At 50.7% G+C, this 11554-nt stretch carries 7 protein-coding genes and 1 pseudogene; 6 read left to right on the forward strand and 2 right to left on the reverse strand.

The genetic code is table 11. From position 1 onward, the window contains the following. Positions 1 to 54 precede the first annotated feature (54 nt). From araC to ACL2XG_RS03510, 5 genes are all read left to right on the forward strand, one after another. On the forward strand, positions 55 to 990 hold the full coding sequence (gene araC / locus ACL2XG_RS03490) for an arabinose operon transcriptional regulator AraC (RefSeq protein WP_410015050.1): 936 nt from the start codon (positions 55 to 57) through the stop codon (positions 988 to 990). Positions 991 to 1085: 95 nt separating this feature from the next. Beyond that, positions 1086 to 2132 carry an oxidoreductase gene (locus tag ACL2XG_RS03495; RefSeq protein ID WP_410015051.1) on the forward strand — a complete coding sequence of 349 codons (1047 nt, stop codon included), beginning with the start codon at positions 1086 to 1088 and terminating at the stop codon, positions 2130 to 2132. Between the two features lie 66 nt (positions 2133 to 2198). Further along, positions 2199 to 3212 carry a bile acid:sodium symporter family protein gene (locus ACL2XG_RS03500; RefSeq protein ID WP_413722886.1) on the forward strand — a complete coding sequence of 338 codons (1014 nt, stop codon included), beginning with the start codon at positions 2199 to 2201 and terminating at the stop codon, positions 3210 to 3212. 632 nt (positions 3213 to 3844) lie between these two features. Continuing rightward, positions 3845 to 5623 carry a S8 family serine peptidase gene (locus ACL2XG_RS03505; RefSeq protein WP_413722885.1) on the forward strand — a complete coding sequence of 593 codons (1779 nt, stop codon included), beginning with the start codon at positions 3845 to 3847 and terminating at the stop codon, positions 5621 to 5623. A gap of 113 nt (positions 5624 to 5736) precedes the next feature. After that, positions 5737 to 7533, forward strand: coding sequence for a S8 family serine peptidase (locus tag ACL2XG_RS03510; RefSeq protein WP_413722884.1), 1797 nt, complete (start codon positions 5737 to 5739; stop codon positions 7531 to 7533). A gap of 130 nt (positions 7534 to 7663) precedes the next feature. On the opposite strand, the gene add is transcribed toward ACL2XG_RS03510, so the two are convergent. Both add and ACL2XG_RS03520 read right to left on the reverse strand, forming a co-directional pair. After that, on the reverse strand, positions 7664 to 8659 hold the full coding sequence (add, locus tag ACL2XG_RS03515; protein WP_413722883.1) for an adenosine deaminase: 996 nt from the start codon (positions 8657 to 8659) through the stop codon (positions 7664 to 7666). Positions 8660 to 8889: 230 nt separating this feature from the next. After that, a pseudogene (locus tag ACL2XG_RS03520) lies at positions 8890 to 9429 on the reverse strand (YdgA family protein); the annotation flags it as partial. Positions 9430 to 9766: 337 nt separating this feature from the next. On the opposite strand from ACL2XG_RS03520, the gene ACL2XG_RS03525 reads away from it, so the two are divergent. After that, positions 9767 to 11530, forward strand: coding sequence for a S8 family serine peptidase (locus ACL2XG_RS03525; RefSeq protein ID WP_413722882.1), 1764 nt, complete (start codon positions 9767 to 9769; stop codon positions 11528 to 11530). Positions 11531 to 11554: the final 24 nt, after the last annotated feature.

Below are 11554 nucleotides of genomic sequence, written 5' to 3' on the forward strand. Positions count from 1 at the left end.
ATTGTCCGCGCTTTAGGATATTCTCAATCAGACGACAACCTGTCCGGAGGTGAGATGTATCATCGAATGACTCACGAGACGCAATCCAATCCCTTATTACCGGGCTATATGTTCAATGCCTATCTGGTTGCCGGCCTGACGCCGATTATAGCGGGCGGGCCGCTGGACTTCTTCATCGACCGGCCCGACGGCATGAAGGGATATATTCTTAACCTGACCATCAAGGGGCAGGGTAAGATTTTTGAAGGCGAGCGTTCCTTCGTCTGTAATCCGGGCGACCTGCTGCTGTTTCCACCCAAATCCGCCCATTATTACGGCCGCTCCCCGGACAGCGACTGCTGGTATCATCGTTGGGTGTATTTTCGCCCGCGTGCGTACTGGGCCGACTGGCTGGAATGGCACAGCAAAATCCATGACGTCGGCCGCCTGCGGCTCGGCAATGATAATCTGCTGACCGAATTCGACCGGTTGCTGGCCAATATCGAGCAAACCCAACGTTCCGGACGCCGTTTCTCGGAAGAACTGGGCATGAACCTGCTTGAACGCATGCTGCTGCGCGCCATGGAGGAGGACCCGCAAAGCCCAAGCAAAATCATGGATCCGCGTATTATCGAGGCCTGCCAGTTTATCACCGGCAATCTCTCCGGCGAACTGCGCATCGACGAGGTGGCGCGGCATGTCTGTTTATCCCCCTCCAGGCTGGCGCATCTCTTTCGCGAGCAGGTTGGCATCAATATCCTGCGCTGGCGCGAGGACCAGCGGGTAATCCGCGCCAAACTGCTGCTGCAGACCACGCAGGAATCCATCGCCACCATCGGCCGCGTGGTGGGGTATGACGACCAGCTCTATTTTTCGCGGGTATTCCGTAAACGCGTCGGGGTCAGCCCCAGCGACTTCCGCCGCCGCAGCAGCGAGATTAATTATCCCGGCCGCAGTATCCAGGCGTCTCATAATTGGCAGTTGCAAAGCGAAAAGGCTATCGGAGGCTGATAATTTATTGTTAATGTGAGTCCGATAATAATGTCCCCAGCGCTAATATAAGGCAGTGGGGACATTGCTGTGTTAGCCAAAAAAGAGGAACGACAATGGCTGAAAATATCGGTATCGGACTTATTGGTTACGGCTTTGCCGGCAAAACATTGCACGCGCCGTTGGTTAACGCCACGCCTGGACTGACCCTGGCAGCCGTCTCATCGAGCGACGCCGGCAAGGTGCTGGCTGACTTTCCGGGCATGAAGGTCGCCGCCGATCCGGGTGCTGTGATTAACGATCCCGCGGTTGATCTCGTGATTATCCCCACGCCGAACGAAACCCACTTTCCCCTCGCCAAACAGGCGCTTGCGGCCGGCAAGCATGTGGTCGTCGATAAACCCTTTACCGTGACGCTGTCGCAGGCTTATGAGCTTAAACAACTGGCCGAAAACCAGCGGGTGCTGCTGTCGGTGTTCCACAACCGGCGCTGGGACAGCGATTTCCTCACCGTGCGGCAGCTGATTAAAGACGGCGTTCTCGGCGACGTGGTCTATTTGTCCTCGCAGTACGACCGTTTCCGGCCGCAGGTGATGCCGCGCTGGCGTGAACAGCCGGGGGCCGGCAGCGGCATCTGGTATGATTTGGCGCCGCATTTGGTCGATCAGGTCATCCAGCTGTTCGGCATGCCGGTGGCGGTTAACGTTGACCTGGCCCTGTTGCGCCCCGGCGCGCTGACCGATGATTACTTCCATGCCACGCTTATCTACCCGCAGCGGCGCGTGGTGTTGCACGGCGGCATGCTGGCGGCGGCGGCGACACCGCGTTTTACCGTGCACGGCACCAAGGGCAGCTTCGTCAAGTTCGGGCTGGACCCCCAGGAAGCGCAACTGAAAGCGGGCGTTTATCCGCCGCAGCCGAAATGGGGCGTCGATGCCCAGGACGGTATGCTGACGCTGGCCGACGGCGATGCGTTGACCGAACATCAGGTGCGCACCCAGCCGGGCAATTATCCCGCGTATTATGCCGGCATTCGCGACGCCATCCTCGGCGTGGGCGAAAACCCGGTTACCGCGGCCTCGGCCATCCAGGTAATGGAGCTGATCGAGCTGGGCGTGCTGTCGTCGGCACAGAAAAAAACATTGGCGGTGAAGAACGGTTAATGCCAAGGTGGATTTTTACGGGCGCCCGGCGGCGCCTTTGGTTTTTACAGTGGTAAGGGCAGTGACATGGCGTGGTTTCAGCGTTTAAAGATTGATAAGTTTTTGCTGGTTTTAGTCACCGTGGTGATTCTGGCGTCACTCTTTCCGTGCCGGGGTTTGATCAAGGTCTTTTTTGAATATCTCACCACCGCGGCGATTGCGCTGCTGTTTTTTATGCACGGCGCCAAGCTGTCGCGTGAAGCGATCGTAGGCGGTATGAGCCACTGGCGGCTGCATCTGGTGGTGTTCCTCAGTACCTTTGCGTTATTTCCGCTGCTGGGCATCGCCATGAAGGTGTTTGTGCCTTCATTGTTATCCTCGCCGGTGTATATGGGATTTCTGTATCTGTGCGCGCTGCCGGCCACCGTGCAGTCGGCCATCGCGTTTACCTCGGTGGCCGGCGGCAACGTGGCCGCCGCCATCTGCAGCGCGTCGGCCTCCAGCATCCTGGGCGTATTTTTGTCGCCGGTGCTGGTGGGCCTGCTGATGCATACCCAGGAGGGCGGCGCGACCAATACGCTGCATGCCATAGGTTCCATTATCCTGCAACTGATGGTGCCTTTTGTCCTGGGCCATTTGTCGCGGCCGCTGATTGGCAAATGGGTGGCGCGGCATAAAAAGCTGGTGAATATTACAGACCGGTCATCAATATTGCTGGTGGTGTATACCGCCTTCAGCGAGGCGGTAGTGGGGGGGATCTGGCATCAGATCACCGGCTGGTCGCTGGTCTCCATCCTGGTGTTCTCACTGGTGCTGCTGGCCATCGTCCTGGTGGTCAATACCTGGACCGCGCGTTTGCTGGGATTCAACACCGCCGACGAGGTGACCATCGTCTTTTGCGGCTCCAAGAAAAGCCTGGCCAACGGAATCCCTATGGCCAACGTGCTGTTTCCCGCCGCCATGGTGGGCACCATGGTGCTGCCGCTGATGATCTTCCACCAGGTGCAGCTGATGGTGTGCGCGGTGCTGGCGGCGCGATATGCCCGCCGGCAGGCACAGCAGATGAAAAACATTCCTTCCAATCCCGCCGTTAATAAATAACACTAGTAATGAGCATTCATTGGCTTTGACAATACATTGTCCGGGCCGATGATGCCGTCTGGTGGGCATAAGCTGTAACCATACAGAAACAGGCATTTTCAAATTAAATGCCGTTATTTTTCCTAGGTTTATATAATAAGCCCCCGATATAGGTTGGAGGCTGCCTTTACACGGTGGTAAAGATTGCCAATTTTAAGCAAATTAGCGAGGCAAGTATTGTCAAAACTGGATGTCATTCCATTAACTCAATGTATTAATGAGATAAACCGTATATAGGCATAGGGTGAGGTTAATCAGAATAGGCAATTGCCTGTATGGGACATGTTGGCTAGTATAAATTAATCCGCGATGCCTATTACATTTTGTATGTCATTTTAGACAGGTATTTCGCTCTATCGTCTGATTGAATGATTATATGCCATCCTGCGGAGGGTTATATCAAGGGTAACTCACTATTTTGCCATGGGTTTTACCTTGGGCGTCGTGCATGAATTTAGAAATCGATTATTTTAAATAGACTTCGTGTGTCGACCCCATCTCTCTTAATGTATCAGGCATTACCTTAAGCGTCCGCGTGCAAGCGATTTATAGTCGGACCTCTCAATAAAATAGGAATTTTGGAGATATATAATATGAATATTGAGCTTGAATATTATAGAGATTATAAGCCCGACGGGAATTTGTATGCTCGGTGCCTTGGTGGGGAGCAACATTTTTTCATTGAATATAGCCTCTATGACTGTGGCGAACCTGGCAAGCTTGCTGCTGAGCAAAGCGCATGGGGTGATGAGCTGGTAATATTCAAGCTGTGCTCAGGTACGCTTTATCAGCTGCGTGCGTTGGTAAAAGGGGAGGGGCATGGGACTGAAGAATTATTGTCGGATATATTCTCAACCGTTTACACGCCGGAATTTACAAGCCAGCAAAGATGTGGGATAACAAATATAAATAATTTAAAAGGCAGGCTAAACATAACCACAAATGAAAAACAAAATTTTAGAATACAATTCTATCCCTGCGGTTTCGAACAGTTACAGCGCGAGGAAGATAATAATGTTCCTTTCTTTTACGGACTCAGTGAGATTGTTCGTTTTATCCCCTGTTTTGATGAAGAAGATATACGTGCAAAGATAAAAATATTGCCGCAGTTTGAGAAACTGCGTGGACTTTATCGGGTGGAGCAAAACCTCAACAATAATGAATTATTGCTGTTGGCGCAAGAACTTGAGCAACTGGACTATGTGGAATACTGTAGTTTATCTGGCGAGGCGAAGGAAGACGCTTCCTCCTATGATGAGGATAGTTGGCGAGAGGAAATTGAGCCGGCCAACGTGACGCCAAATTTAACCCAACACCAGGGTTATTTGGATAACTCGCCCTGGGGCATGAGCGTCAGGGCGGTTTGGGCAAGAAATATCACCGGCAGGGGCGTGGGGGTCCGCATGCAGGATACTGGTGTTTATAATACTCATGAGGATCTCGTTACAAATATAACTGTAGTATCCAATTCAACGGGCAATAGAACACACGGAACCTCAACCGCCGGGATTATTGCTGCGCTTAATAATGGCTTTGGTATGACGGGCATCGCTTATGACTGCCGTTTGTTCGCCTATGCTGGTCAACTGAATGAATTTGAAAGAATGATCCGTGACGCCTTACCGGGGGAGATAGTCACAATTTCCTTAAGTACTGGAAACTTCCCGCTGATAGATGACCCACATCGCTGGAGTCTTTTCCAACTATTGATTCAAAGCGGCGGTGTGGTAGTGATATCCGCCTCAAACGGAGGGTTAAATTTGTTCCGATCTGGAATAAATGACTTCGGTGATAGCGGCGTTATTCTGGCGACCTCCAGTCATCGCGCCACGGGCAGAAGATTACCATTTTCAAATTTTAATTTTCACCGGGTGGTTGCCGCCTGGGGAGAAAATGTCGCCACCACCGGAGGTGGTAATTTACTCAATTTGGGATCGCCAAATCGAACCTATCGTGACAATTATAGCGGCACTTCTGCCGCGGCGCCTCAAGTGGCAAGCGTGCTGGCCTTGATACAATCCTATGCCAGATCTGTTTACCACATTATATTTAACGCCGATCAATTGTATCGGATCATCCTGGATACGGGCCATCGCGAAGGTGAAATTGATTTAATCGGCCCCAGGCCAAATGCAGAGGCTGCGATAAACTATGTTGACAACCTGTTGAGTCAAGGATTGCTGCCACCGCCTCTCTCTCCTCTTCCCCCACAAATACCACCGAGATATCCTTTCTGGAGGGTCGGACGGCAATATGAAGTAGGCGATCGGGTCACTCATTTAGAATTGTTTTACGTATCTACAACGAGGCATGTTGCCAATATCGGCTGGCAGCCAAACTTGGCTCCGACATTATGGCGACAGATACAATAATAGTGATTATTTTTGCAAGAAAATTACATCACTCAAAATTTTTATTGCAATAAGTGAAACGGAATGTGTTGATAGAGTGATTATTAGCAGCTAACGACATAAGGATAATGATTGTGAATATAACTCTCGATTATTTTAGTAAATATTGTTCTGACGGCCTCATTTTTATAAAATGTGAAGGCGATTTACGTGGATGCAACGTTAATTTTTCGCTGTATGCGCAGGATAATATCATTCAACATAAGTATGCTGAGGAAAATGAGCTGGTAATTTTTTCCGTACCTTATCCCTCAGTATATAGAATAGCAGCAGAAATCTCTTCGGCACAAGGTCAATGTCATGTGCTTTGGACGGACTATATTGTTATGTCGGAATTCAGTTTGAAGGCGGAGGATAGAAAATCATCAAGACCATGGTTAAAAGGTAAATTAGCGTATATTAATGCTCCTGGGAATTATATTGAGGTAAAGTTTTATCCTAGAGGTATTGATAAACTGTACAATGAAGAGGTGTGTACAGTGCCTTTATTTCAAAAATACCGACGGCACATTTTATTGACGCCTTGCTTTGATCCTCAAGGGGTGGAAAAAAAATGCGAAATTTCATCGGTCTATCAGGAGCTTAAAAATTTTTATACCCTCAACATTGATGTTGATAATCAAGAAATACTAGCATTAGCGCAAGAACTGGAAGCGCTTGACTATGTTGAATACTGCGGGTTATCGAACACACTGGTTGAACCACCGCCGCCGTCGCTAACTGAGCACGACGGCATTCATCAGGATGACGGGGCGTCATTGAATAATCAAACGCCAGATTTCACTGGCTTGCAAGGATATCTAAACGCCGGTTTAGGGGTGAATGCCAGGAGCGCATGGAGTCGGGGTGCCGCAGGCAATGGTGCGGGCGTTCGCTTATTGGACTATGGGGTACATCCTAATCATGAAGATTTATGGGGTAATATCACCGTACGGACCAATCGACCCGGAGGCGGCGACCATGGTACCGCGGCGGCGGGCATTATCCGGGGAGTTAACAACGGTTTTGGCGTTACTGGAATTGCCTATCAAAGCCGGCTATTTGTCTATGAATCGCTCATTTCAGATATGAACCGAATTATGATGGAGTTAATTCCTGGTGATATCGTCGTGCTTAATACACAAACCATGCTTGAAAATGATCTTTCAATAGTATTGCCAATTGTCCATAACGTTATTTGGTGGGACAGGATCCGCTGGTGCGCGCAGGCCGGCGCGGTGGTGATATTCGCCGGCGGCAATGGCTCGGTTAACCTGAGCCAGTTTCCCCGGTTCAATGATTTTGGCGATAGTAATGGCATTATGATTGGCGGTTGTGATTCTTTTAGCGGCCTCCGGGGGACCAGAACCAATTTTAATTTAAATCATCCAACGTTAAACGCCTGGAGCGATAGCGTCACTACTACCGGCTACGGAGGCTTGCAAAATTTAAATCCACCTAATCGCACTTATACCCGGACATTTAGCGGGACCTCCAGTGCTACCCCAATGGTGGGTGGATGCCTGGCGGTCGTTCAAGCCTATGCCCGTAATCAGTATCATATTATTTTTAACCGGGATTTTATCTTCGATATCCTTAGCCAAACCGGCGGGCGCGAAGCCGCGGGGCAGGGAATAGGCTTCCGACCGAATCTTGCCGCTGCCCTGGCGCGGGTGGATGAATTGGTCAGCGGCGGCATTGTGCCGCCGCCACTGCCGTCACCGCCGCCCCCTCCGGTGCTGCCTTATCCCGCCTGGGCTCCCAATACGCAATACGCGGTAAACGATCGGGTGTCCTATTTTTGGAGCGTTTATCGGTGTAGACAAGCCCATCGTTCGATTATCAGCTGGGAGCCTGGGGTAGCCGTTTCATTATGGCAATTGATAATCTAACGAAATTGCGGATTGGGGCTTTAATCTTTAGGGATATGAATTATGGCAGAACCCCCTTAGCACCTCCTGGAAACAGGCGCTAAGGGGGAGAAACCATGCCAATGCCAAGGCTAGGGCTAGGGCTGTAGTTTCAACGTACCTTGTCAAGGAGCAACTTTTTTTCCGTCGCGTTTAAAAAAGCAATCTCCAGACCGTTGCGCCGGGCGGTCTGTATTTGGCTTGGGGTCAGCCCGGCCTGCGGCGCCGCCACCCGGTATTCATAATCAATATCGATACCCTGGACCGCCGGATCGTCCGAGTTAATGGTGGCGAGGATCCCGTGCTCAAGGAATTGCTTTAACGGGTGTTCTCCCAGCGCGCGCACGGTGCTGGTCTGCACATTGGACGTCAGGCAGCTCTCTATACCGATGCGATGCAGCGCAAGAAAATCCATCAGCGCCGGATCCTCAATGGCCTTTACGCCGTGGCCGATACGCTCCGCGCCCAGTTCATGAATGGCCTGCCAAATGCTCTCGGGACCCGCGGCCTCGCCGGCGTGCACGGTAATGCGCAGCCCGGCGTCGCGGGCGCGGGTGAAATGGCTCAGGAACAGGCTGCCGGGGAAACCCAGCTCATCGCCGGCCAGATCCAGCGCCGTGATACCGTCGCGGCAGGCGAGAAGGGCCTCCAGTTCTTGCAAACAGGCGTCTTCGCCAAAGGTGCGGCTCATGATGCCAATCAGCCTGGCTTGGGTGCCAAAATCACGGCAGCCGTCGCTGACTCCCGCGATAACCGCTTCAACCACCCCTTGCAACGGCAACTGGTGTTTCATCGCCATATAATAAGGTGAGAAGCGCAATTCGGTATAATCCAGCCCCACCCGGACGGCATCCTCGACGTTTTCATAGGCCACGCGGCGGCAAGCCTCCAGCGAACCCAGCACCGCCACGCCCCAGTCCAGCTTTTGCAGGAAACTGACCAGATCCGGCTCGGTTTGGGTGACCTGCACATGCGCCCGCAGATCCTCTAGATTATCGGCCGGCAACGCCATGCCGAATTGGCGGCCCAGATCGAGGATGGTTTGCGCACGGATATTGCCGTCAAGGTGGCGATGGAGATCGGTCAGGGGAAGGTGTTTATCAATCATCGGCAACAGTCTTATTCTGGTGAAATATAGCCTGATTATAACGTGTTTGCGAAGAGTTAGCAGAGATTGGTTAGCCGGCCTGGGTGGGATTACGCTTCAGGAACAAACGGAGACATTGAGGAATGCAGCGTGCGCAAAAGAATAGGATCGCGCCCGCGGCGCGGCGGATAGGGAGGGTAACGTCTTAAACAGACCGCCCCGGCGCCGGGGCGGTCATCAGGCTGAAAGGTTTAAGGTTGCGGTATCGCCTGCGGCTGGACTGGTGGGGTTTCGCCTTCCGGTAAACCGAACAGGCCGAACAGGCCCATAAAGCTTTGCAGCGACATTTTTTGGCCGTTCAGGTTGACCTGGTTATCGGCATATTGAAAGCTGCTGGTCAGGGTATTATCGCTGACGGTGGTCAGTTTAAACATCTGGCCCATGGCCGCCAGTTCTTGTACCTGCTGTTTAGCCAGTTTTTGGGCATCCTCGTCGTTATAGCCCTGGAGTCTGGCGAACTGGGTGGTGGTTTCGGTGGCCATGTCCAGCGGCACGGTCAGCTTGGCATCCAGCTTGTTGACAAACCGCGCCCACAGCTGATCCGGCGTCGCCGGCGTGGCGGGAGCCTGGGACGGGTCGTTAAGATTGAGCGTCAGGTTAAACGCGCTTTCTCCTTTGCTGTTTTTCCAGCTGAACGGCGCAATGGTCAGGTACGGGCTGCCTTTCAGCGCCAGCGGCAGGTTCTGGAACAGCGCCTGGCTTATCAACTGCTGCTGAGTCGCAGGATCTAAATGCCGTTATTTTTTCTAAGTTTTTATAATAACCACCGATATAGGTTGGATGCTGCCTTTACTCTGTGGTCAAGATTGCCAATTTTTAGCAAAGTAGAGGGGGCAAGCTTTGTCAAAACTGGATGTCATTCCATTAACTCAGTGTATTAATGAGATAAACCGTATCAAGACATAGGATGATACCAGTTAAAATAGGCAATTGCCTGTATGGAAAATGGTGGCTATTATAAATTAATCGGTGATGTCTATTACATTTTGTATGTCATTTTACACTGGCATTTCGCTATATCGTCTATTTTAAATAACATAATCCTGTGAGAAACCGTAGAGGGTTGTTATGAATATAAAATTAGATTACTTTAGAAACAATGCTTCAGATGGCAATATTTATGCGCGATGCATTGGTGAAGAGTCTGATTTTGATATAATCTACACCTTATTCGAAGGAAAAGAAAAAGAGCATTTTTCTATAAAAAAGAAAGCTTATGGCGATGAGTTGGTGACTTTTAAGCTTACATCAGGTTGCGACTATTATTTACATGCTCAATTAAAATTGTCTAATGGACAGGATGTTGAGCTATGTTCTGACATAATCTCCACATTGCCCTCCTCGAATTTTCTACCGCCGACAAATTGCAAAATTGAAGATATGACAGACATAAAAGGCAAGCTGAAAATAACCTCAGAGGGTAGACAGGATTTTATAATACAATTTTATCCAGGTGGATATAAAAAACTTCAGTGTGAAGCCAGGCATAACGTTCCTTTGTTTTTCAAAGCCAGGCGTTATATTGATTTCGCGCCTTGTTTTGATAAAAAAACGCTAAGCGGTATCATAAAAAAATTCCCGTTGAGCAAAAAATTGCGTGAACTTTATCGGGTGCGGCAAAACCTGGTAAATGATGATTTACTGCAGTTGGCGCAAGAAATTGAACGGCTGGATTATGTGGAATACTGCAGCTTATCGGGCGATCCGACGTCGGAATCGTTACCCTCTGAATGGGAGACATACCCGCAGGAAGTTGATATTGCTAATGTGACGCCGAATTTGACCCAGCACCAGGGGTATCTTGACAATACGACAAGAGGCATGAGCGTCAGGGCGGCATGGGCCAGGAATGTTACCGGACGTGGCGTGTCGGTACATATGCAGGATACCGGCGTATGGCCGGACCATGAAGATTTGATCGGTAATATTACCGTCGTTAACAATTCATATGAGAATAGAGATCACGGCACATGGTCGGCCGGCGTTATCGCCGCCAGCAATAACGGGATCGGCATGATGGGGATCGCTTACGACTGTCGCTTGTTTGCCTACATAAATACATTCACCGATTTTGAAAAGATTGTACGTGATGCCCTTCCGGGGGATATTGTTACTGCCTCTTTAGGCTGGGATTATTCAGCTTTACCGTTGGTGCACCATCAAGCCTGGTGGAGTATGTATCGTTTGCTGGTAAGCAGCGGTGTAGTGGTGGTGCTACTCTCCGGCAATGGAGGATTAGATCTGAGCCAATCGGTCGAATTTAATAATTTTGGCGATAGCGGCGTTATCCTCGCCACCGCCAGTCATCCAGACAACAGGAGGCGGCTGGAGTTCTCAAATTACAATTTCACCCGGATGATTGCCGCCTGGGGAATGGATGTCGCTACCACCGGCGAGGGCGATTTGCTCAACCTGGGTCATCCCAACCGGACTTATACCGCCAATTATGGCGGCACCTCCGCCTCGGCCCCCCAAATCGCGGGCGTTCTGGCCCTTATCCAATCCTATGCAAAATCGGCTTATCATGTGATTTTTAGTGGCGACCAACTGTATCAGATTATCCGCGTGACGGGCCATCGTGAAGGCGAAGCTGATTTAATTGGTCCCAGACCTAATGTGCATGCCGCACTGGAATATGTGGACTACCTGTTAGGACCGGGCGAGCCGACGCCACCGCCGCCAGAATATCCCTTGTGGCGGGTAGGTGTACAATATGAAGTGGGTGACAGGGTCAGTCATTTGGGGTTGAACTATATCTGCAGGTCACGCCATGTTTCCAACGTCGGCTGGCAACCGCAGCTGGCGGTAACATTATGGACGAGAATCCCATAATAAAACATAATCACGAACGTCTAA

The organism is Sodalis sp. RH24 (genome assembly GCF_047324145.1).
Taxonomy (GTDB): Bacteria; Pseudomonadota; Gammaproteobacteria; order Enterobacterales; family Enterobacteriaceae; genus Acerihabitans.

Excerpts from the sequence above, each read along its gene's own strand:
- araC (WP_410015050.1), top strand. The coding sequence starts at position 55 with ATGTATCATCGAATGACTCACGAGACGCAATCCAATCCCTTATTACCG.
- ACL2XG_RS03495 (WP_410015051.1), top strand. The coding sequence starts at position 1,086 with ATGGCTGAAAATATCGGTATCGGACTTATTGGTTACGGCTTTGCCGGC.
- ACL2XG_RS03500 (WP_413722886.1), top strand. The coding sequence starts at position 2,199 with ATGGCGTGGTTTCAGCGTTTAAAGATTGATAAGTTTTTGCTGGTTTTA.
- ACL2XG_RS03505 (WP_413722885.1), top strand. The coding sequence starts at position 3,845 with ATGAATATTGAGCTTGAATATTATAGAGATTATAAGCCCGACGGGAAT.
- add (WP_413722883.1), bottom strand. The coding sequence starts at position 8,659 with ATGATTGATAAACACCTTCCCCTGACCGATCTCCATCGCCACCTTGAC.
- ACL2XG_RS03525 (WP_413722882.1), top strand. The coding sequence starts at position 9,767 with ATGAATATAAAATTAGATTACTTTAGAAACAATGCTTCAGATGGCAAT.